We start from the raw sequence: 22,784 nt of genomic DNA, 5'->3' as shown, positions 1-22,784 counted from the left end.
AGCAATTTTATTTCCAAATTGTTCAATATCTTTCTTTTTTGTCTTTCGATCGAAAATACTCATCTCAGATTTTACTTAACTCATTAATATAATGCTTGATATTTTCCTTGATTTCCTCGTCTAATTCCGGATTTTTAATATCTGTATATTTTTCCATCTCGTTCAGGATAATCTTCCCCACAATATAACGTGCCAACTCTTTATCATCAGCAGGAACTACAAACCACGGAGCATTTTCTGTAGAAGATTTATTAATCGCTTCCTGATAAAACTTTTGATAATCGTTCCATTCGTCGCGTTCTTTCAAGTCTCCAGGCGAGAACTTCCAGTTGTGTTTTCCCTCTTCCAAGCGTCTCAAAAGACGTTCCCTTTGTTCCTCCTTGCTCAAATGCAGGAAAAACTTCAAGACGATCGTTCCGTTTTCGGTAATATGTTTTTCAAAATTATTGATTTGCTCAAAACGCTTTTCCCAGAATTCATCCTTGATATCCTCCACCTTTTCAATTCCTGGAAGATTTTCATTCAAAATATATTCGGGATGCACCCTTGTCACCAACACATTTTCATAATGAGTCCGATTAAAGACAGAGAATTTTCCTCTTTCCGGCAAGGCAATATAATGTCGCCAAAGATAATCATGCTCCAATTCGGTCGAATTTGGTGTTTTAAAACTATGCACCACCACTCCTCTCGGATTTATCTCCTTAAAAACTTCCCGAATCAAGCTGTCCTTCCCCGAAGTGTCCATCCCTTGAAGGCAAATCAAAACACCATAGCGATTGTGGGCATACATCGTGTCCTGCAACTCACTCATCTTGTTCCGAACCTTGGCTAGCTTTTTCTCCTTTTTCTCATCATCGATAGGAACCTCAATTTTCGTTGGCCTGTTTTTTAACTCCATAGGTTCCACAACCCTAAAATCTTCTAAATTTATATTTTTCATAGCTCCATTTGTTTTACATAAATGTATATATTTAAACTCGAAAACAAAATATTTTTTTTTTAAAGGAGCTAATCCCGCTATCCGTTGCAATCTTTTCTTTTTTAAAGAAAAAAAGAAAAGGATTTCCACTACTATCGGGGCTAAAAATAGAACACCATCATGCAAAAATTTCAACTTGAACTCTTGTTCCAAATCATTGGCATTGGCTCTGCTTCCGGATTATTCTTCAAAAATGATTCGCTTTTTCTAATTTCCGACAACAGCAAAGTACTTTATGAATATGGCATGACCGATAAAAAACTCGATGCACATATTCTCCTAGAAAATCCCGAATTGCCAAAAGAAAACATTCCGAAAAAACTAAAACCCGATTTCGAATCCATTACCCCATTTGGCGAAGACCTTTGCGTTTTTGGTTCAGGCTCTACCGAAAATCGCAACCAAATGGTGCAATTCAATACCTACAATAAAAACCCCATAAAGACTTTAGACCTCACCGATCTTTATCTTTCCATGCAATATTTCGCTGAAATTAAACCCGAGGATTTCAATATCGAAGGAAGTGTTTTTGATGGCGAAAACTGGTATTTCTTCCAGAGAGGCAATGGCGAAAAGGGTCAGAATGGTGTTTTTACGGTTTCAGGAAAAAATCTCGAAAATCAATTTACAATCCTTTACAATTCGTATAAACTTCCAAAAATAAAAGGTGTCCAAACCACTTTCACCGATGCCATCTTGGTGGAAAATACCCTTTATTTTTTGGCCACAGCCGAAGATTCAAAATCCACTTATGAAGACGGAGCCGTTTTGGGAAGCATCATCGGAAGTATCAACACCAAAACCATGAAAATCAAGTTAAAACAAACCATCACCAACGAACATAAATTTGAAGGACTCACCCTTTATAAAAACAACAAAGAAACACTCGAATTCCTTTTGTGTGAAGACAAAGATTCTGACGTGCAACAATCTGACATTTACAAGCTTACTTTGAAGAAGTGATCAGTGGTCAGTTTACAGTCGCAGTTTACAGCAGTCACGTATAATGATTAACAAATAACTTTTAACCAAAAAAAACAATGCATCCAATTTTAAACAAAAATCTATTTTTAGTAAAAGAACACATTGGGATGTTCAAGGCCGCCAATAACTTTGACATTTATGATCCGGAAAACAACCAGATGATCATGACAACCCGAGAAGATAATCTTGGTTTCTTTACTAAATTATTTCGCTTTACCGATTACAAACGAATGACGCCGTTTCATCTGGAAATCAAAACCACATCAGGCGAAAAGATTATTAGTGTCAAAAGAGGCTTCACTATTTTGCGTTCGGATGTAGAGATCTTCGATGAAAAAGACCGTTTGATTGGCTTGTTCAAACAGCAGTTCTTTTCTTTTGGCGGAAAATTCAACATCGAAGATAAAGATGGAAGACCTGTATGTACACTTCAAGGAAAGTGGACAGGCTGGGATTTCAAGTTTATGAAAGACAGTACAGAGTTAGCTCATGTGAGTAAAAAATGGGCCGGAATGGGTCGGGAGCTCTTCACTTCTGCCGATAATTATGTACTTCAAATCCATGACAATGTAAAACCAGACGACGCTGTTCGCCAATTGATTCTTGCCGCTGTGATGTGTATCGATATGGTGTTTAAAGAATAAATAGTTTTAATTACAGTTTACAGTTTCCCAACAACTGTAAACTGTTTAACTTTATTGACGATTAAAATTTTTAATTAAATTATTTTAACAACTTATTTTTAATTTTTTGTGAATAATTAACAATATTTAATTTTAAATTAACCAATGTAGTATAAAAACATTAAATTTGGTTTAAACAAAAACCCCTAAATTTAATGTATTATGAAAAGAAAACTACTTTTACTTCTATTCACATTTTCGGCCTATACTGGTTTTTCACAAAACAATTACCTTGATTTTGATGGTGTCAATGACAATGTTACTGTAGCTGGTTCTGGCAATCTACTATCCAGCAGTGAGACAATATCCATGTCATGCAAAGTATTTCCAAAAAATGACAGTCCAAGCTTTCCAGCATTCAATGGATTTGCAGGCTATCGAAATGATTCTAATTTTGATTTTTATCTCATTCAATTAACAAGCACCGAAGTTGAGGCAAGGTTTAGAAATTCCAGTGGAGTTGGCTATACCTTAACCTATGATGGATTGGTGTTGGAGGAATGGAACCACTTTTTCTTGGTATATGACGGATCCTATTTAACGCTTTATCTGGGAGATCAGGAAGTAGCATCGGTTGCTGCATCAGGTAGTGTTCCTGCATCCAATTCTTCGACATTTAAAATCGGGAACATACAATATAGCTCGTTTAATTTTTACCATCAAGGCTATATTGACGAAGTTAGTCTTTGGAGCAAAGCCCTTACCGGAACCGATATTAGCACCATCATGTATAACAATGGAGAAATTGCAGCACCTGAAGGCGAAACCGATCTTAAGTTGTATTACAAATTCAATCAAGGAACAGCCTATGGTTCTAATGCAGGTTTAACTACCCTAACAAACGAAATGGGAACGCTCAATGGCACATTGAATAATTTTGCCTTAACTGGAACTACTTCCAATTGGGGAAGTGAAGAAGAGTTGGCGACCAACAATTTTATGACGTCTAAAGTTTCTATTTATCCAAATCCCACTTCAAGCCAAATTCATTTTTCTGGTTTCTCCGAAATCAATACCATTAAAATTGTTGACTTGGCAGGAAGAGTAATCCTTACTCAAGAAGAAATAAAATCACAAACAGCTACAGTGAATGTGGCTGATTTAACCAGTGGCGTTTATTTTGCCATCATAAATCAGAGTGAAACTATAAAGTTTATCAAACAATAATCGCCAGCCTATACCCTATTTCAAAAAGCTTATCCTTCCCGATAAGCTTTTTGTTTTATTTTTTTATACCTTTTCCCAACCTTTGGCTATAAAAAACACTCTATATAAAAAACAACAATTGTGATAGACGAAAAAATACTAACAGAGTGCAAAAAAATGCATCGTGGCTCCCAGCGACAGGTGTATGAGTTTATGGCACCAAAGCTCTACCGAACTTGCAAGCGGTATCTCAAAAAGGAGGAGGAAATAGAAGAAGTGATGGCCGATGCTTTCTATACTATTTTCACCAAACTGGACCAGTTAAAGGAAGTTCGAGCTTTTGAAGCTTGGGCCCGAAAAATAACGGTTAACCAATGCCTTTTGACACTCAAGAAAAAAGTCAACTTCAACATTTATATAGATGATATGAAGATTGAACCACAACTGGAAACGCCAGAGGAAACTATTCTAGACGAAGAAGATTTGCTGCAATTGCTCAATCATATCCCTGAAGGTTGCAAAACGGTTTTCAATCTTTTTGCCATTGAAGGATTTTCGCATAAGGAAATTGCTGCAATGCTTGGGATTTCTGAAGGAACGTCTAAATCACAATTGAATGTTTCCAGAACCAAGTTAAAAGAATTAGTAAATAATCTGTATTATCAAAAAGCAAAATAGTAATGGAACATCAGGATACATTATATAAACAATTTCAACAGGCTTCACAAAAAGCCGAAGGCAAAGACTTTCCTGCTATGGATAAAGTTTGGGCAAGGGTTGAAGACAAACTCGACCAAAAGGTACTCAAAAACGAAAATAGACTTTGGAAAAAAATAGCGATTGCTGCTTCGTTTTTATTGCTTTTTACTTTAGGTTATCAATTTTTTAAAGAGGATTCAGAAATTATTACTCCAGAAAACGCAGTGGTACATGAAGAAATAGAAACAATAAAAACGGAAACTCCAATTATTAAAAATGAACAACAAGAAGCGAATCCAAACATTGTAAATTCGGCGAAAGCCAAAGAAATCATTCAGGATAAAATGGTGACGGAACAAGCTGTGACTGTAGTAGAAAATCACACTCCAGCAACTGCCGATGAACTTTTTGAAGAACCTGCTACCAAATCTTTTGAAACCGATAAAGCTGGAGTTCTCCAAAATAGCAAAAAAGAAAAAAGTGCTGGATACTTCAATCCGCCTACTTATGATGCTGTTAGTGTGAAAAGCAGTTTTGTTCAAAAACAAAGAAAAAATGATAGTTTTACAGAAGAGCAAGTTGTAAAAAAGCCAAATCCTCTTGTGGTTGTTGATGGAGAAGCTGTTGTAAACCGAAATGATGATAACTTGGACACGCTTTTAAAGAAAAATAACACGCAAAACGAAGAAGTTGAATTGATTAAAGTTTTAACAGAACCCTTATACGTCATCAACGGAACGGAATATTCTGAAGAAGAACTTTTTGGCAAAAACCCAACCAGTCCTTATTATCCGTTGGACAAACAAGAGATTATCTCGACTAAAATTTTGCTCGAAGAGGAAGCTACAGCTGCTTATGGCGAAAAGGGTAAAAAAGGGGTTGTGATTATTAGTACAAAAAATGGAAAGCCTTTGAAGAAATGAGAAAAGTGATTACTGTACCCAAACCTTGTCTTGAAGATTGGAACCAAATGACACCAACTGATAAAGGAAAATTCTGTGAAAGTTGTAATAAAAATGTTTATGACTTTACCAATAATTCAAGTTCTGAAATTAGTAAGCAACTTAAAATTGAAGGAAAAATTTGCGGAAGAATAAAAAAAGAACCTGCAAAAGAATATTCATTCCCTTATAGAAAAATTGGAATATTTATTTCTTTAGCTTCTATTTTTAGTTTTTCAAATAGTGTGCATTCTAAAACTACTGTTATAAAAAATTCTACGATTATTTCTAATGATACAAAGAGTTTAAGTAGTATTAAATTTACCAATGATTCAATTACACTCTATGGAAAAGTTTATGAAAACAAGCTTCCTCTACCTGGTGTAACTGTAAAGTTAAAAGAAAGTAATATCAAAACTACTACAGATATGGATGGAAATTTTACGATCAAGTTGCCTAAAAACATTAAAGCAAGTGACTTGATTTTAGAATTTAGTTATATTGGTATGGAAACTAAAGAAATTCTAATAAAAAAAATAGAAGATAAAATTCAGGTTGAACTTTTTAGCAATGAAACCTTAATTGGAGAAGTTGTCATTTATAAAAGATCGCTATGGGATAGAATATTTAGATAATTCGAAAATTTAAAACTAGTAAAACCATTAAGGTAATAAGAAACATTAAGTGAGAAACTTAATAACATTACTACTTTAATGGTTTTTAATTACAATCTGTAACTGAATACTGATCACTGAAAACTAATCACTAAAAACTATTTCTCAATCTCACGCAAATTCTCCATTTTTTTATGAGCCAAGAAACCGTTGATGTCTTCAAAATGTTCCTTCACTCTCTTGTTTCCGAATTCGAAAACCTTTGTAGCCAAACCGTCTAGGAAATCACGGTCGTGCGAAACCAATATCAAAGTTCCATCAAAATCACGAAGTGCATCCTTGATGATGTCTTTAGTTTTCATATCCAAGTGATTCGAAGGCTCATCCAGAATCAGCAAGTTTACAGGTTCCAACAACAATTTAATCATTGCCAAACGTGTTTTTTCTCCTCCAGAAAGTACTTTTACTTTTTTAGTCGTGTCGTCTCCACTAAACATAAAAGCACCTAAAATATTTTTTATTTGTGTGCGGATTTCTCCAACTGCAATATTATCAATGGTTTCAAAAATCGTAGCATTTTCATCTAAAAGTGAAGCTTGATTTTGAGCAAAATAGCCTATTTGAGCATTATGACCAACTTCTACCGAACCACCATTGATTTCAATTTCTTTCATAATGGCTTTGATCATCGTTGATTTTCCTTCCCCATTTTTGCCTACAAAAGCTACTTTATCACCACGTTCAATTACGATATTGGCATCTTTAAAAATCAAATGATCCCCATACGATTTGGTCAAATCTTTCACCACAACCGGATATTGACCTGAACGAACCGCTGGTGGAAATTTCAATCGCAAAGCAGAAGTATCCACCTCATCAACCTCAACAATTGTCAATTTTTCGAGCATTTTTACCCTCGATTGAACCGCATCCGTTTTAGAAAAAGTCCCTTTAAAACGATCGATGAAAGCCTGGTTATCGGCGATCATTTTTTGTTGTTCATCATAAGCTTTTTGCTGATGAATTCTTCTGTCTTTTCGAAGCTCTAGATAATGTGAATATTTAGCTTTATAATCGTAAATTCTTCCCATTGTAACTTCAATAGTACGATTTGTAATGTTATCCACAAATGCCCTATCGTGTGAAATTACTACAACCGCTTTCGCAGAATTGATCAGGAAATCCTCAAGCCATTGGATACTTTCGATATCCATGTGGTTGGTTGGCTCATCCAGCAAAATCAAGTCTGGCTTTTGCAAAAGGATCTTTGCCAATTCGATTCTCATTCTCCATCCTCCCGAAAATTCTGATGTTTGACGTGTAAAATCTTCTCTTTCAAATCCTAAACCAACCAAAATTTTCTCTACTTCGGCTTCATAATTTACCTCTTCAATGGCATAAAATTTTTCGCTTAAATCCGAAACACGCTCAATCAATTTCATATAAGCATCTGATTCATAATCAGTACGAACCGTTAGTTGCTCATTTATCTCATCAATTTCGGCTTTCATCTTGAAGATTTCACCAAATGCTTTTGAGGCCTCTTCCATAACAGTTGCACCATCTTGAGTAAGCAAATGCTGTGGCAAATAGGCAATTATAGCTTCTTTTGGTGCCGAAATATTACCAGTTGAAGGCTTACTTTGTCCAGCAATTATCTTTAGAAGTGTAGATTTTCCCGCTCCATTTTTCCCCATTAGGGCAATTTTATCATTTTCGTTTATGGCAAAAGAAACATCGCTGAAAAGTGTAGTACCACCAAATTGTACTGAAATATCGTTAACTGTAATCATCGTAAAAAGTTAGAAGTTAGAAGCTGGAAGTCGGAAAACTAAAAGCTGCTGATTTTTTGAAGGTGCAAAGATATAGTAATTGATACTATTGAAATAATCTATTTCATTAATTAAACTAAAAACTTACTTCTACGATTTCAAAATTATTCTTAATTCTTTTATAAAATCAATATTGTCGTTTATATTCAAGTGATCCTGATTTTTAAGTGGAAAAAATCGATCTGATGGTTTTAGCAATTTTTGAAGTTTAACTGAATTACTAAAAGAAATTACCTGATCCCTATCACCATGAAAAATATAGATTGGGGCTTTGACCTTTGGAATAAACTGATTGGTTGCAAATTTATATTTAAGAACAAATCCCGGCAGGAAAGGAAAACGACTATCAGCCATTTCGGAGAAATTATAATAAGGAGCTTGTAAAATAAGTACTTTAGGATTGTTTGTCGATGCTAAATAAGTTGCTGGTCCTGTTCCAACGGAATAACCGACAATAATAACCTTATTTTCGGGGTATTGAGACAGCATCTTTTTATATGCAAAAGTTACATCTTTATAAAACTGTTCTTCGCTCTCTATTTCACCCCCACTTTTACCGAAACCTCTGTAATCCAATATAAAAATATCATATCCTAAATCAGTATAAGTATTGGCTATATTTCCCCAACTATCAAGGGCTCCTGCATTTCCGTGAAGGTAGAAAATCAATCCTTTTGATTTTTCAGCTTTAAAGAGCAAGCCGTTAAGATTGATATTATCAAAAGAACGAATTTTTAACTCTTCGAATTTTTCATCAAATTGAAACTTATAATCCTTACTAAGTTTAGCGGGCTGGAAAATAAAATCTTCTTGATTGAAGTATAAATAGGAAAGAATAATTAGGTAAAGAATAGCAAATAAACTGCAAAATGTTATTACAATAAATTTGAGTTTCTGCATAACTGTTTTTATTTATTTGGATTTTTTATCTCATACCAAACTTCCTCTTCACCTTGATACTCAAAAGTATTGATGTATTTAAATCCGGCTTTTTCCAAAACATTTCTTGAAGCTTTGTGACTTGCATCAGCATAAGCATTGATTGTATCTAGTTTTAGCGTGTTGAAACCATAATTCACAAAAGCATTTGCAGTTTCGATGGCATAACCTTTTCCCCAATGTTTTGGAATAAAGCGATAACCAAGGTCATAAAAATAGTCATGACCGTTGACATCTTTCTCCAACTTTAATCCCGACCATCCAATAAATTCATTTGTTCCCTTCAGAATTACAGCCCAACGACCAATTCCTCTTGTTAGATACCGTTCTCGAATATTGGCAATTATTTCGCGTGATTGTTCAATATCTGTTACAGGATTATTACCTAAATAGCGATGTACTTCGGGATTAGAATCGAGTTCAAACATACCCAAATCGTCCGAGGGAAAAAGTTCCCTTAAAAGCAATCGTTCGGTTTCAATATACTTGCACATTTCTACTAGATGCTCATTCTAAATTCTTCAATAATAGAATTGGCTTTACCAAAATCAACTTCTTGGATGAAAACCTCAACTGCCAAATCTGAATTACCAAAACCTCCCAATCTAGCGGACTGAATGTTGTCTTTTATAACGGTATCAATTCCTGCAGCTTCAATTCTGTTTTGTAAATTTTTAGCTAAAATTTCGCTTCCTGAAAATATTTTTATTAATCCCATGAGATATTTTATTACTTATTATTTTTTTTCTTATTGAAAACTATTCTGTTTCTTCTTCATCCTCGTCCTCGTCTTCTTCCTCATCCATTTCAAACCATAAAGGCTCAATCATGATTCTGTCTGCAAAACTTTCGATTCTTTCCGTTACATTTTCTGTAAAGAAGATACATTGTGTTTTCTTGGCTTCGGCAATTCGTGCAATTTTGGTATCGAAACGCAAACGCAACAATTCATCCGTATCTTCTACTATAAACATTTTTAATTGATTGATGTCATAACCTGCTGAAGCAAACAAATCACTCAAACGGTTGGGAGTTCCTATCAAAACGTCAATTCCAAGTGAAATATGGTTCTTGTCAAAATCGATATCACCTTTATCGTGAACGCCATAAACACGTAAATTGGTGTAATTCCCGTATTTGGCAAAAAGCTCACGCATTTCATGCATCTTTTCTTTAGTTTGCACAAAAATCAAGGCTCTAGGCGATTCTTGGAATTCCTTTTCCAACCTTTGAATCACGCTGATCACCAAAGTCGTTGTTTTTCCCGAACCTGCTGGAGCTACAATCACGCAATCGGCACCACTTTTTATGGTTGAAAAAGTTTCCTGTTGGATTTCGTTGGCTTCTTCAAGACCATTTTCAATCAAAGCCTGTTGAAGATTTGGGTTTATTTTTTTTAATTGCATTTCTTATTTATTGAAAAATTAAAAGATTTAATGATTAAAAGATTCGCAAGGAATTTTTCAATTTTTAAATCTTTTAATCGTTAAATTCAAATTTATTTACTCGCAAAAAGCTTCACATCATTTTCAGAAATCTCGTTTCCTCCCAGAATGATTAGCCTTTCGATTACGTTTCTTAATTCTCGGATATTTCCTGTCCAATCGTATTCCTGTAACAATTTGATAGCTTCCTTGGAGAAAACCTTGGTTGCATTTCCTTGTTCTTCGGCGATTTTTATGGCAAAATGTTCGATGAGCAAAGGTATGTCATCCCGACGGTCATTCAAAGCGGGAACTTTAATTAAAATTACGGCAAGTCGGTGGTATAAATCCTCACGGAAACGACCTTCTGCGATTTCTTTTTTCAAATCTTTGTTTGTTGCAGCAACAACACGTACATCTACTTTTATATCCTTGTCGGCTCCAACTCGCGTTATCATACTTTCCTGCAAAGCACGAAGTACTTTTGCTTGAGCAGAAAGACTCATGTCGCCAATTTCATCCAAGAAAATTGTTCCTTTATCGGCAGCTTCGAATTTTCCTGCCCTATCTTTTACGGCTGATGTAAAAGCACCTTTCACGTGTCCGAATAATTCACTTTCAATCAATTCTGATGGGATTGCGGCACAGTTTACTTCTATAAGTGGTGCATTGGAGCGTTCGCTTTTTTCGTGTAATTGATGGGCAACCAATTCTTTTCCCGTTCCGTTTGGTCCGGTGATTAAAACCCTTGCATCCGTTTTGGATACCTTTTCAATCATTTCTTTTATGAGATTGATGGGGTCCGAATTTCCAATCATCTCATATTGCTTGCTGACTTTCTTTTTTAGAATTTTATTTTCAACTACGAGTTGCTTTTTGTCCAAAGCATTTCGAACGGTATTCAAAAGTCGGTTTAAATCAGGTGGTTTTGAAATATAATCGAAAGCTCCAAGTCGCATTGTGTTGATGGCAGTTTCCATGTCTCCGTGCCCAGAAATCATGACCATTGGGATTTCGGGTTTTATTTTTTTTACCGCTTCTAAAACTTCTACTCCGTCCATTTTTGGCATCTTGATGTCGCATAACACCAAATCGTAGTCGTTATTTTTTATTTTTTCGAAACCTGAAACACCGTCTTCGGCTTCTTCGACTTGATAGGTGTCGTTTTCTTCGGAAAGTATTTTGGTCAATACTCTTCGGATGGCTGCTTCGTCTTCTATGATTAGTATTTTGCTCATTTTTTTTGTGGGTTCTAGGTTCTGGTTCTAAAATTTTTAATTTGGCGGTTTAGGTTTTATGATTGGCTTTCTAGCCCTGATGCTGCAATTGTTTGAGCTCTTAAAACTGTGACTAACAGTTTTAAAGCGAGTTGCTGCAGCAGGAAAATGGTTTCATTCTCTGCCCAAGCGTTTCGCTCCTAACTATTTTGTTGGTATAAATGTACGTCTCTTTGTGGAAATGGTATTGATATATTATGTTTTCTAAACTGCTGATCGATTTCGAAACGGAGTTCGCTTTTGATTGCTGGAACGGTAAATCCGTCGTCGATATAGAAATAGAGGGCAAAATCGAGTGAGGAATCACCAAAATTCTCGAACATTACTATGGGTTCATACTCATTTAAAATTCTAGTATGGTTTTTGGCACATTCTATTAATATGTTTTTAACCAATTGCGTATCAGAACCATACGCCACTCCAACTTCTACATTTTCACGAATTATATTGCTTTTTTGTGTCCAATTGAAAAGGATATCGCTCATGAACTTGTGGTTGGGAATAACCATAACACGCTGATTTCGAGTAACAGCGATGGTAGAACGAAGGCTTATTTTTTCGACACGGCACACTTTTCCTTCGATTTCGATAATGTCGCCAACGTGCAAAGCTTGGTCCAAGATGATTAAAATTCCGGCAATTAAATCTTGAAAGAGTTGTTGTAATGCAAATCCAAGTCCGATGAAAATGGCTGCCGAAGCGGTTAAAAGTACGGTAACATCAACACCTGAAGCTTTCAGGGTGAACATCAATACGAAAATATAAACGGCATACTGAATAAACTGAAAGATGCTAATAAATTTGTTTCGGTCATCAGCGGGAAGTTTTCGAGTAACAAATTTTCTGATGAATCTTAAAATAAATGACGTCGCAAAAAAAGCAAAAAGCAAAGCAATCAAAGCTCCTAAAGTGAAGTTTACTTCTTTAGTTTTGATTAGGCTTAAGCCAAATATTTCTTTGAGTTGTTCAAATAGTTCCATTCATTAGTATTTTAACCATCTATACAATTCTTTCCAGGTTGGTTTTTTTCCGTACATCAGGATTCCGACGCGGTAGATTTTTGAGGCAAACCACACGACGAAAAAGAACGTTCCGAACAATAAAAGCACGGAAATCAATAGCTGCCACCATGGCACTCCGAATGGAATTCGCATTAGCATCACGATTGGCGATGTTAGCGGTATCATGGAGAATACGGTTGCTACGGTTCCGTGAGGTTCGCTCAAAACACTAAAAAACCCAACGTAAACCCCTAACATTAATGGCAAAATGATTGGCAAAAGGAATTGTTGCGAATCGGTTTCGTTATCGACAGCAGCACCAATTGCGGCATAGATGGAACTGTAAAGGAAATAACCTCCGATGAAATAGATGATGAAGGAAATGAACAAAGTTGCGATTGGAAGGTTTAATAATTCATTGATGTAAAGTTGTGCTTTCACAGCAAAATCGGCTTTTGTTCCTGCCATCATTTCTGGGGAAACTGTAGGGGTTGAGTTCATTTCGATTCCTAAAAGTGACGATACTACAAAGAATAACACTCCTCCAATTATGGCCCAGATGGCAAATTGCAAGACTCCTGCTAATGAAGTTCCTATGATTTTTCCCATCATTAATTGGAAGGGTTTTACCGATGAAATGATGATCTCGATGATGCGGTTCGTTTTTTCTTCGATGACGCTTCGCATGACCATGTTGCCATAGATAATGATGAACATCATAATAAGGTAGCCAAATGCAGCTCCAATTCCAACTTTGATTTCGTTGAGTCCTTTTACGGTTTCTTCTCCTGAGGATTTAGTGAGGTTGATGCTTACTTTTGCTTCGGCGTTTTTGATTGCCGTGGTATCCAATCCTGCTTTTTGGAAATTAGAAGTCGTTAGTTTTTGTGCTATAATGTCTTCCAAATCTTCGATAAACGACATACTTGGACTGTCATTTGAAATGTACTGGATTTTGGTGGAAAGTGTTTTGCTGTCGTCGATTTTTGGGATATACAACAATCCTTCATAACGTTCCGAAACGATGCTGTCCTTTAGTGTTTTTAGATCGATTGCCGTGAGATTCAGATAATGGTATTCGTCAGAATTCTTGAAATTTTGGACAAATAGATTGGATTCGTCATGAACGGCAATTTCTTTGACGTCAGATTTCATTGTACTCAAATAACTGACAAAAGCAATCAGCCCGACAAAAAGCAACGGACTCAGGAAGGTCATCACGATGAACGATTTGTTTCGCACTTTGGCGATGAACTCTCTTTTTATAATTAAGGTTAGGATGCTCATTTGATTTATTTGCTTACTGTTTGAATAAAAATATCGTTTACACTTGGGATTTTCTCTACGAAATGGGTTACTTGTCCTCTTTGGGTCAGGATGTGAAGCAATTCGTTTGAAGTGGCATTTCCTAATTGGATTTCGAGTTTCAAATCTTCGTTTAGTGACTTGAAATCGGCTTGACCAACAGTGAATTTTTGGGTTAGATCATACATCAAACCTTCGACGTTGCTGGTTAGAATCCCTACTTGAAAACTGTTTGTTCGATATTCTCTTTTGACATCGTTGAGTTTTCCTTCGATTAGTTTATTCGATTTATGGATCAAACCAATATAATCACACATTTCCTCAACGCTTTCCATACGATGTGTCGAAAAGATTACGGAGGTTCCTTGACGGTTCAGCTCGATGATTTCATCTTTAATCAAATTAGCATTCACAGGATCGAAACCTGAGAACGGTTCATCCAAAATCAATAATTTAGGTCGATGAAGCACCGTTACCACGAATTGGATTTTTTGTGCCATACCTTTTGAAAGTTCTTCGATTTTCTTGTTCCACCAGCTTTGGATTTCGAATTTTTCAAACCAATAATCGAGCTGTTTTTTGGCTTCGGATTTTGAAAGACCTTTCATTTGAGCCAGATACAAACATTGTTCTCCCACTTTCATCGATTTATACAAACCTCTTTCTTCTGGCAAATAGCCGATGGATTGCACATGCTTTGGGCTTAATTTTTCTCCGTCGAGCAAAATTTCGCCGCCATCTGGCAAAGTAATTTGATTTATGATTCGGATTAGGGAAGTTTTACCGGCTCCATTTGGACCTAAAAGTCCATAGATACTTCCTTTTGGTACTGTTATTGAAACCTCGTTAAGTGCGGTATAATCGCCATATTGTTTGACGACTTTCTTGACTTCAAGTATGTTGCTCATATTTTAAATGAATTGATTTTATTGGGCTTTTAAAGCTCTAAAGTGTAAATGTAGCCAATTAGTAGCGAAAAGAAAAAAGTGTTACAAAAAAAAACCCACCCTTATTTGCACAAGGATGGGAAAAATTGCTATGAAAAAGAATTTACTAGTAAACTAGTAAAGTCCAAATGTAAAAATATTTTTTTAATTATGAAAACATATCTTTAACTTTTTCAAAAAAAGATTTATCACTCTTCTCTGGGTGTGGAATAAAGTTTTCATCTGTAATATTTTTCTCAAAAAATTGTTTCTGTTCTTTTGATAAAGTTTTAGGTGTCCAAACGTTTACATGAACCAATAAATCACCGTTTCCGTAACCGTTTATGTTAGGAATTCCTTTCCCTTTTAATCGTAGAATCTTGCCTGATTGAATTCCTTCTTCGAGTTTTATTCTAACCTTTCCGTTAATTGCATCAATGTCTTTAGAAACACCTAATACTGCTTCCGCAAAACTAATATAAAGGTCTAAATGAAGATTTTCGCCTTCTCTTTTTAATGTTTCGTGCTCGATTTCTTCGATTGCAACAATCAAATCACCTGCCATACTGTTATTTCCTGGAGCATCATTTCCTTTATTGGAAACTTTTAATTGCATTCCGTCTACAACCCCTGCTGGAATTTTGATGGAAACAGTTTCGTCTTCCAGAATCATTCCTTGAGAATCCGCATTGTTTGGTTTTTTGTCTAAAATTTGACCCGAACCACCACAAGTCGGACAAGTTGAAGCCGATTGCATTCTACCTAATATAGTGTTGGTAACACGCATTACCTGTCCTTGACCGTTACAAGTAGAACATGTTTTATAGGAAACTCCAGAAGCCTGAATCTTACGTTTTACTTTTACTTTCTTCTCTACTCCATTTGCAATTTCTTCCAAAGTAAGCTTTACTTTGATTCGAAGGTTACTTCCTTTCACACGACGTTGACCGCCTCCACCTCCACCGAAGCCAGAGAATCCTCCGCCTCCACCAAAAGCGCTTCCGAAAATATCACCAAACTGACTGAAGATGTCATCCATGTTCATGCCACCATGACCTCCGCCAAAACCACCTGCTCCATCAAAAGCTTGATGACCATATTGATCGTACTTCGCTTTCTTTTGAGGATCGCTCAAAACTTCGTAGGCTTCGGCAGCAAGTTTAAAATTTTCTTCAGCTTCCTTGTTTCCCGGATTTTTGTCAGGGTGAAACTCGATTGCCTTTTTACGATATGCTTTTTTTATCGCGGCTGCATCGGCACTTTTTGTGATACCTAATATTTCGTAAAAATCTTTTTTCATGTTTTTGTATTAAGATTTAAGAATTAAGAATTAAGACTTGGCCTAATTATTAGGTCTTAAAATAAACAGTATTATTGTCCGATAACTACTTTTGGAAAACGGATAATCTTGTCTCCCAGTTTGTATCCTTTTTCGATTACATCCACAATCTTACCTTTTAATTTAGGTGAAGGTGCTGGGATTTGAGTAATAGCTTCTGCAAAATCGGCATTGAAGGCATCGCCTGAACGAACTTCAACTTCTTCCAATCCTTTTGACACCAAAGTACTTCTTAATTTTTCATGAATTAATTCTACTCCTTTAACAAGAGCTTCATCGTCAGACTTTTTAATTTCTGCCATTCCTCTGTCAAAATCGTCCAAAACTGGCAACATGGCTTGCAATACTTCTTGGTTAGCAGTTTTAAACAAGTCCATACGTTCTTTTGAGGTACGTCTTTTATAGTTTTCGAATTCGGCAAAAAGACGAAGAAATTTATCTTTTTCGTTTGCCAAATCTTTTGTCAGTTGTTCTTCAATACTTAATTCTTCAACGATGAGCTGTTCTCCGTTTGCATTTGCTTCTAATGTTGCATCGTCTAGTTCCTGATCTTTTTCAGTATTTTCAGTAGTCATTTTCGGTGTATTTTTGAATATGTTTTTAAATTTCATTGCATTTTCTTGTGTTGCAAAAGTATTGCCATTTGTTTGAAAATGTCAAATTGTCACGCTTTTTTTCATGGTTTTATTTTATCCCCGACAGTTTATCATCTAGCCCCGACTGGAGCAAATAGCTTTTTGTTCTGGAGTTCAGAACAAAAACTATTGTGGAAGGCGGGAATATGTCCCGAAGCTTCGGGACAAAAATGCCTTTTGATTCGCTTCTAATGATAATGATATTTTAATATATTTTTAAGAAGGTTTTGCAATTGATTGAAGTAAGTTTGTGAAACTAAAAAACAATATTATGAAGAAAAATATTTTAAGTTTATTTGTTTTAGCAACTCTTTCTTTGACAGTTGCATGTAAAAAAGAAGCCAAAAATACTGAGGCTGAGACTGTTGCAACTGCAACTGAATCATCTGCTGTTTATAAAGTAGATAAAGCTGCTTCGGTTATTAACTGGACAGGTAAAAAACCTGCGGGACAACATACTGGAACTATTGCAATTTCTGAAGGTGAAGTGACAGTTAATGGTGATGTAATAGAGAGTGGAAAATTCACGATTGACATGACAAGCATCACGGTTACTGATTTGACTGAAGCGGATGGAAAAGGAGATTTAGAAGCTCACTTGAAAGGTACTGGAGATAAAGCTGGTGAAGACCACTTTTTTAACACTGCAAAATTCCCAACTGGAACTTTTGAAATCACGAAAGCTACTGTTGCTGAAGGAAAAACTAATATTGAAGGAAACTTGACTTTGAAAGGTATCACTAAAAACGTGAAATTCCCTGCTACTGTTGTGGCTGATGCTACAGGAGTTACTGTTACTAGTGATGTTTTTACAATCAACAGAACAGAATGGGGTGTAAATTATGCTTCAAAATCGTTGCAAGATGACTTGAAAGATAAATTTATCAACGATGATATCGAGCTTAAAGTTACTGTAAAAGCTACAAAATAGTTATTAATTCATCTTACTATATTTGAGAAAACTCCGTTCGCGGAGTTTTTTTTTTTATGCCAAAGTCAGAAGATGACTTAGCGCTTTTTCGATGATTTTATATTTGAAGACGAAGCCGTTGTCGGATGCTTTTTGTGAGCTTACATTTTGGCTGGTAAAAAGCATGATGTGCATTTCACCCAAAACAAAACTCATTAAAAACTTTGGTATAGATGGAATAATTATGGGCCTTTTGACAGCTATTGCAATTTCTTCTGTGAGTTCCTTATTGGGTACAGGATTTGGAGCCACGGCATTAAAAGTTCCTTGCCACGAATTTTTTACTGCAAAATAATACATCTCGGTCAAGTCTTGAATGTGGATCCAGGATTGCACCTGACGACCGGATCCAAACGGAGCTCCCATTCCAAATTTTATGGGTTTTAGCATTTCCATCAAGGCTCCACCTTTGCTGGACAAGACCAAACCTGTTCTTAATTTGCATACTTTTATATTCAAAAGTTTGAATTTATCGACACTTTCCTCCCATTTTACGACGACGTTTCCGAGGAATGAATTGTCTACTTCCTTTTCGCTTTCGGTATATAATTTCTTTAAATCATCGGGATAAATCCCCACTGCCGAAGCCGAAACGATTTGTTTTACTTGATGTGGAAAATCTTTTAAAGCTTTGAAAAGCAAATTTGAGGATAGAATTCTGCTTTCGATTATTTCTTGCTTGTATTTTGGAGTCCATCGCTTTCCGATATTGGCTCCAGCCAAATGAATAATGGCATCTACACCAATGAAACAGTTTTCATCAATGATGCCTTGTTGAGGATTCCAATAAAATCCTTTGAAGTTGGATTGACTTTCTATTTTTTTCTTAGAAGTGGAAAGATAGTGGACTGTTTCTCCGTTTTGCAACAACAGCGAAACCAATTCATTCCCTACCAAACCTGTTGCTCCTGTAATTAATATCTTCATTGCTTGTCGTGTTGTTCTTCAAAATTACAACCCAAGCCATGAAAATAAATGTTAATTAGGGTATGTTTAACTTGTGATTAAGTGAGAATAAAAACTTCCGTCTTGCATCTTCATCTTTACTTCACCCTAATGCTCCACTCGAAATCCATTTCAGAAACTTGAACACCTTGCTCATTTGTTCCAATTGATTTCATCCAGAAAGTTTGGCCTTCGCCTGTGGCAATCGTTCTTTGAATAGCTTCTTCTATCAGATGGCCATCCTTACATATAAATGTTATTCTTCCTGTCGCTTTTTTGGTAAAATTGCCTTTGTTATTGGCGACAAGCATTGAGATTTTTTTTCCGCTTTTTTTGATATGTAGCATTACCAAAGCTCCAGTTGTGAGTTCGGCTGCCATCGCTTGAACAGCGAAATACATGGAATTAAAAGGATTTTGATTGATCCATCTGTGTTTTACAGACACAACACATTGGTGTTCGTTAATTTCTTTAGCACGCACTCCAGATAAAAAAGCAGATGGCAATTTGAAAAATAAGAATTTATTGAGATTTCCTGCTGTAAAGTTCATAATCATTGGATTTTTAGTAAAAATAGGATTTATTTTCGAGATTTCAATTTGTTAATTTTTTGTTAAATATTAGTACTATGCGAAACAAGGTAGCTTCTTTTAGCCATATATTTGCATAAGAAATTACTATATACTTTTAATCATGGAAACAAATAACAGCAAAACAACCGCAACATTGATACACTTGAGTGCTCTATCCCAGTACTTTATTCCTTTTGGAAATTTTATTTTTCCAATCATTATTTGGAGTTCATCAAAAGACAAATCAACTTATATTGATGCACAAGGAAAACAATCGATCAATTTTAATTTAAGCTTGCTTATGTATTCTTTTTTAATGGCTTTAGTTGCAGTGCCTTTATTTTTTGTTAGCGTTTTCAGCAAGGCTAAATATGTAAACGTGAATCATGGTGATTTTTTTATCGAAGATTTCAACATGACAGAAATTTCGGGATTATTAGTTACAGCAATAGTGATAATTTGCCTATTTATCCTTTTAAAAATACTTGAGTTTTTCCTGATTATTTATGCAGCAGTAAAAACATCAAATGGATACGATTATAAATACCCTTTGACCATCAATTTTTTAAAATAAATCTTATGAAATAAAAACTTTACATCAGCAAAAGGATTAATCACCCTTGAGTTTCAATCATCATCAAAAAATCATCATTAATCAATCATCAATCAAAAAAACGAACAATCATGTTAAAATTAATCATCACAGTAACCATGTTCATGACAGCGTTGTTATGCCAGGCCCAGGTTTCGGAAACCAGGAAAGCTGAAAGCTTTTCAAAAATTGAAGTAGCATCCGGAATTGAATTAAGCTACAAGGAAACACAGGAAGAAGCTTCGATATTAGTTGAAGCAGATGAAGGAAACCTAACGAATATTATCACTGAAGTTGACGGAGAAACTTTGAGAATATCTGCAAAAGAGGAAGTAAAAAATGTAATGGTTTACATAGCAGCCAAAGATGTCGAATCATTCAAAGCCAGCTCTAAATCCAGGATCATATTTAAAAATACCATCCACACAGAAAATATTTCTATTGCACTTGAATCAGGAGCTTATTTTAAAGGTTACTTCAAATCGAAAGGTCTTACAAATATTGAAACAGGGAAAAATACTGAATTCAATGGCAGGATCGAAACAGCTTCTTTCATTGGAGATTTTAAAAGCCATTCAAAAGTGAACATCTCTGGAAATACTGAAAAAGCAATTATCAAATCGGCCTCAAAAGCCTATTGCAACGCTAAAAATTTTTTGACAGAGAACGCTGAAGTGTATTCAGATAATTCAATTGTCATGATTACGAGCCATAATAATATCGATGTAAATGCCACTGATAATGCAAAGGTTACTTATTTTGGGTCACCAAAAAAAGTAAACATTCAACAAGAGTTTTTAACTGATACAAAAAAATATAAAAGACCAACGCTAATTGCAATGGACTAAACAGAATAAAATCCACAAAATGAAAATTTTAATTAAATTTAAACGCATATTATGAACATTGAAAACACAAAAGCCCAGATGCGAAAAGGTGTTTTAGAGTTCTGTATCTTATCTGTTTTGAAAGAAAAAGATGCCTACACTTCTGAAATTTTGGACACCTTGAAAAACGCAAAATTGCTTGTGGTGGAGGGAACAGTATATCCTTTGCTTACAAGATTAAAAAACGACGGATTGCTCAACTATCGTTGGGAAGAATCTACTTCGGGACCGCCTAGAAAATATTATGGACTAACCGAAATTGGACAAACATTTTTAAACGAATTAAACGGCACTTGGACAGAATTATCTGACGCTGTAAACATCATAACAAACCAAAACTAAATAGTCATGAACAAAACCGTAAATATAAATCTAGGTGGAATGTTTTTTCATATCGATGAAGATGCATACCAAAAATTGACACGCTATTTTGAAGCTATAAAACGTTCGCTTTCTAACTCTAATGGTCAGGACGAAATCATCAAGGATATCGAAATGCGTATCGCTGAGCTTTTTGCAGAAAAACACACAAACGACAAGCAGGTTATCAATTTAAGAGAATTGGACGAGGTTATTGCCGTTATGGGACAACCAGAAGATTACAGAATTGATAACGAAGAAGCTGAATTTCAGCAAAAAAACACCAATTTTGATTATTCTTCCCGACCTATAAAAAAATTATACCGTGATAAAGATGGCGGAATGATTGGCGGTGTTTTGGCTGGTTTGGGTCATTATTTTGGAATCGACAAAGTTTGGTTAAGAGTTATTCTTTTGATTTTGGTTTTCGCTTATGGAACTGGAATCTTGGCTTATATCATCCTTTGGATCGTGATGCCAGAAGCCGTTACGACATCTGAAAAACTAGAAATGACAGGAGAACCTGTAAACATTTCAAATATTGAAAAAAAAGTAAGAGAAGAATTTGATAGCGTTTCCGAAAAATTTAAAAATGTAAATTATGACAAAATGGGAAACCAGGTAAAAACGGGAGCCGATAGAGTTGTAGAAAACGTAGGCAATGTTTTTATGAGCATCTTTAAGATTTTTGCAAAGATTTTAGGTGTGATGTTGATCATGGGAGGTTTAACTACACTTTTCTTTCTCTTAGTTGGAGTCTTCACACTGGGAACGACAGCCTTCATCGAATTTCCTTGGAGTGATTTTGTTGATGCCGGAAATTATACGGATTATCCTGTTTGGACATTTGGTTTATTAATGTTGTTTGCTGTTGGAATTCCATTTTTCTACCTGATGGTTTTGGGCTTCAAATTATTGATTCCGAACATGAAATCTTTAGGAAATGTATTCCATTATACCTTTTTAGCACTTTGGATCATTTCGATTGCATTGATTATTGCACTTTCAATCAAACAAGCTACGCAATTTGCATTTGAAGGAAAAATGGTTAAAAAAGAAGTATTACAATTGAATCCGACGGATACTTTACAGATAAAATTCAAGTACAATGAAAATTTCGCAAATGATATTTATGATTATGACAGCCACCGATTGGTTCAGGATTCTACCAATACCGAAATGATTTTTTCAAGCGATGTAAGGATTAAAATCATGAAAACGGATGAAAAACAAGCTTACATTCAAATTGTAAAAGAAGCCGATGGAGAATCATTGTCAGCTGCAAAACAATCTGCAGAAAAAATCAAATACGCATACAAATTACAAGGAAATCAATTAATTTTAGACAATTATTTATTGACTGAAGCTTCAAACAAATTCCGCAATCAGGAAGTAGAAATTAATTTGTATTTGCCAGAAGGAATATTGTTTAAAGCGGATGAAGCCTTTAGAGACAGAGACAATTCTGATAATGAGTTTTTTAATTTGCATCATAGTTCAGCTGATTATCTTTACAAAGTTGAAGAAACTAAAGTAAAATGCCTGACTTGTCCTGCATACGAAAACGAACATGGTGATGTTGAGAATGAAAATCTTGAAACTTCTTCTGATACCATCAAGAAAGTAATCTTGGAGGTAAACGGAAAAGAAATTATCCGAACCGAAACCGTAACATCCAAAAAGAAAGGACTAACAATAGATGAAAATGGCGTAATCATTAAAAACAAATAA

25 protein-coding genes are annotated in these 22,784 nt (G+C 35.3%); 11 read left to right on the top strand and 14 right to left on the bottom strand.

Features of this window, described 5'->3' with window-relative positions:
* Nucleotides 1–64: 64 nt before the first annotated feature.
* Nucleotides 65–943, bottom strand: coding sequence for a PPK2 family polyphosphate kinase (locus tag G508_RS0113750; protein ID WP_026705869.1), 879 nt, complete (start codon nucleotides 941–943; stop codon nucleotides 65–67).
* Between the two features lie 159 nt (nucleotides 944–1,102).
* Between G508_RS0113750 and G508_RS0113745 the strand changes: the two genes are divergently transcribed.
* The 6 genes from G508_RS0113745 (at nucleotide 1,103) to G508_RS0113720 (ending at nucleotide 6,070) form a co-directional block, all read left to right on the top strand.
* Nucleotides 1,103–1,945 (top strand): DUF6929 family protein, encoded by an 843-nt coding sequence (locus G508_RS0113745; RefSeq protein WP_026705868.1) that lies wholly within the window; start codon nucleotides 1,103–1,105, stop codon nucleotides 1,943–1,945.
* Nucleotides 1,946–2,022: 77 nt separating this feature from the next.
* Nucleotides 2,023–2,610, top strand: a complete 588-nt coding sequence (locus G508_RS0113740; RefSeq protein WP_026705867.1) for a phospholipid scramblase-related protein — start codon at nucleotides 2,023–2,025, stop codon at nucleotides 2,608–2,610.
* A 201-nt stretch (nucleotides 2,611–2,811) separates the two neighbouring features.
* Nucleotides 2,812–3,816, top strand: a complete 1,005-nt coding sequence (locus G508_RS0113735) for a LamG-like jellyroll fold domain-containing protein (RefSeq protein ID WP_026705866.1) — start codon at nucleotides 2,812–2,814, stop codon at nucleotides 3,814–3,816.
* Between the two features lie 156 nt (nucleotides 3,817–3,972).
* The gene (locus tag G508_RS0113730) at nucleotides 3,973–4,473 is read left to right on the top strand and encodes an RNA polymerase sigma factor (RefSeq protein ID WP_035694798.1); all 501 of its coding nucleotides are present in this window, start codon (nucleotides 3,973–3,975) and stop codon (nucleotides 4,471–4,473) included.
* A 2-nt stretch (nucleotides 4,474–4,475) separates the two neighbouring features.
* On the top strand, nucleotides 4,476–5,417 hold the full coding sequence (locus tag G508_RS0113725) for a hypothetical protein (RefSeq protein ID WP_026705864.1): 942 nt from the start codon (nucleotides 4,476–4,478) through the stop codon (nucleotides 5,415–5,417).
* Complete coding sequence (locus G508_RS0113720) at nucleotides 5,414–6,070, top strand: carboxypeptidase-like regulatory domain-containing protein (RefSeq protein ID WP_026705863.1); 657 nt, start codon at nucleotides 5,414–5,416, stop codon at nucleotides 6,068–6,070. The genes G508_RS0113725 and G508_RS0113720 overlap by 4 nt, the downstream gene beginning before the upstream one ends.
* 137 nt (nucleotides 6,071–6,207) lie before the next feature.
* On the opposite strand, the gene G508_RS0113715 is transcribed toward G508_RS0113720, so the two are convergent.
* From G508_RS0113715 to G508_RS0113665, 11 genes are all read right to left on the bottom strand, one after another.
* On the bottom strand, nucleotides 6,208–7,842 hold the full coding sequence (locus tag G508_RS0113715; protein WP_026705862.1) for an ABC-F family ATP-binding cassette domain-containing protein: 1,635 nt from the start codon (nucleotides 7,840–7,842) through the stop codon (nucleotides 6,208–6,210).
* Nucleotides 7,843–7,971: 129 nt separating this feature from the next.
* Nucleotides 7,972–8,781, bottom strand: coding sequence for an alpha/beta hydrolase (locus tag G508_RS0113710; protein WP_035694796.1), 810 nt, complete (start codon nucleotides 8,779–8,781; stop codon nucleotides 7,972–7,974).
* A gap of 8 nt (nucleotides 8,782–8,789) precedes the next feature.
* Nucleotides 8,790–9,314, bottom strand: a complete 525-nt coding sequence (locus G508_RS0113705) for a GNAT family N-acetyltransferase (protein ID WP_026705860.1) — start codon at nucleotides 9,312–9,314, stop codon at nucleotides 8,790–8,792.
* Nucleotides 9,315–9,319: 5 nt separating this feature from the next.
* Nucleotides 9,320–9,538, bottom strand: coding sequence for a putative signal transducing protein (locus G508_RS0113700; RefSeq protein WP_026705859.1), 219 nt, complete (start codon nucleotides 9,536–9,538; stop codon nucleotides 9,320–9,322).
* A 40-nt stretch (nucleotides 9,539–9,578) separates the two neighbouring features.
* Complete coding sequence (locus G508_RS0113695) at nucleotides 9,579–10,226, bottom strand: DEAD/DEAH box helicase (protein WP_026705858.1); 648 nt, start codon at nucleotides 10,224–10,226, stop codon at nucleotides 9,579–9,581.
* 92 nt (nucleotides 10,227–10,318) lie between these two features.
* Nucleotides 10,319–11,482: a sigma-54-dependent transcriptional regulator gene (locus G508_RS0113690; protein ID WP_026705857.1), complete on the bottom strand. Its 1,164-nt coding sequence runs from the start codon at nucleotides 11,480–11,482 to the stop codon at nucleotides 10,319–10,321.
* A gap of 179 nt (nucleotides 11,483–11,661) precedes the next feature.
* On the bottom strand, nucleotides 11,662–12,501 hold the full coding sequence (locus G508_RS0113685) for a mechanosensitive ion channel family protein (RefSeq protein ID WP_026705856.1): 840 nt from the start codon (nucleotides 12,499–12,501) through the stop codon (nucleotides 11,662–11,664).
* A gap of 3 nt (nucleotides 12,502–12,504) precedes the next feature.
* Entirely contained in the window at nucleotides 12,505–13,809 is a 1,305-nt protein-coding gene (locus G508_RS0113680; RefSeq protein ID WP_026705855.1) for an ABC transporter permease, read from the bottom strand.
* Nucleotides 13,810–13,814: 5 nt separating this feature from the next.
* The gene (locus G508_RS0113675) at nucleotides 13,815–14,735 is read right to left on the bottom strand and encodes an ABC transporter ATP-binding protein (protein WP_026705854.1); all 921 of its coding nucleotides are present in this window, start codon (nucleotides 14,733–14,735) and stop codon (nucleotides 13,815–13,817) included.
* Between the two features lie 187 nt (nucleotides 14,736–14,922).
* Complete coding sequence (gene dnaJ, locus G508_RS0113670; RefSeq protein WP_026705853.1) at nucleotides 14,923–16,053, bottom strand: molecular chaperone DnaJ; 1,131 nt, start codon at nucleotides 16,051–16,053, stop codon at nucleotides 14,923–14,925.
* 71 nt (nucleotides 16,054–16,124) lie between these two features.
* Complete coding sequence (locus tag G508_RS0113665; protein ID WP_026705852.1) at nucleotides 16,125–16,703, bottom strand: nucleotide exchange factor GrpE; 579 nt, start codon at nucleotides 16,701–16,703, stop codon at nucleotides 16,125–16,127.
* A gap of 295 nt (nucleotides 16,704–16,998) precedes the next feature.
* Between G508_RS0113665 and G508_RS0113660 the strand changes: the two genes are divergently transcribed.
* Entirely contained in the window at nucleotides 16,999–17,658 is a 660-nt protein-coding gene (locus tag G508_RS0113660) for a YceI family protein (protein WP_026705851.1), read from the top strand.
* Between the two features lie 54 nt (nucleotides 17,659–17,712).
* On the opposite strand, the gene G508_RS0113655 is transcribed toward G508_RS0113660, so the two are convergent.
* Nucleotides 17,713–18,624 carry a TIGR01777 family oxidoreductase gene (locus G508_RS0113655; protein ID WP_026705850.1) on the bottom strand — a complete coding sequence of 304 codons (912 nt, stop codon included), beginning with the start codon at nucleotides 18,622–18,624 and terminating at the stop codon, nucleotides 17,713–17,715.
* Nucleotides 18,625–18,740: 116 nt separating this feature from the next.
* On the bottom strand, nucleotides 18,741–19,193 hold the full coding sequence (locus G508_RS0113650; protein ID WP_026705849.1) for a DUF4442 domain-containing protein: 453 nt from the start codon (nucleotides 19,191–19,193) through the stop codon (nucleotides 18,741–18,743).
* Between the two features lie 142 nt (nucleotides 19,194–19,335).
* On the opposite strand from G508_RS0113650, the gene G508_RS0113645 reads away from it, so the two are divergent.
* From G508_RS0113645 to G508_RS0113630, 4 genes are all read left to right on the top strand, one after another.
* Nucleotides 19,336–19,788, top strand: a complete 453-nt coding sequence (locus G508_RS0113645) for a DUF4870 domain-containing protein (RefSeq protein ID WP_026705848.1) — start codon at nucleotides 19,336–19,338, stop codon at nucleotides 19,786–19,788.
* A gap of 110 nt (nucleotides 19,789–19,898) precedes the next feature.
* Nucleotides 19,899–20,654: a GIN domain-containing protein gene (locus G508_RS0113640; RefSeq protein WP_026705847.1), complete on the top strand. Its 756-nt coding sequence runs from the start codon at nucleotides 19,899–19,901 to the stop codon at nucleotides 20,652–20,654.
* Nucleotides 20,655–20,705: 51 nt separating this feature from the next.
* Nucleotides 20,706–21,035: a PadR family transcriptional regulator gene (locus G508_RS0113635; RefSeq protein ID WP_026705846.1), complete on the top strand. Its 330-nt coding sequence runs from the start codon at nucleotides 20,706–20,708 to the stop codon at nucleotides 21,033–21,035.
* Nucleotides 21,036–21,041: 6 nt separating this feature from the next.
* Nucleotides 21,042–22,784 (top strand): PspC domain-containing protein, encoded by a 1,743-nt coding sequence (locus tag G508_RS0113630; protein WP_026705845.1) that lies wholly within the window; start codon nucleotides 21,042–21,044, stop codon nucleotides 22,782–22,784.

The organism is Flavobacterium soli DSM 19725, assembly GCF_000422705.1.
In the GTDB taxonomy this organism is placed as follows: Bacteria; Bacteroidota; Bacteroidia; order Flavobacteriales; family Flavobacteriaceae; genus Flavobacterium; species Flavobacterium soli.
The sequence above is the reverse complement of the archived record's forward strand: the minus strand, read 5'-3'. Positions and strand labels throughout refer to the sequence as shown.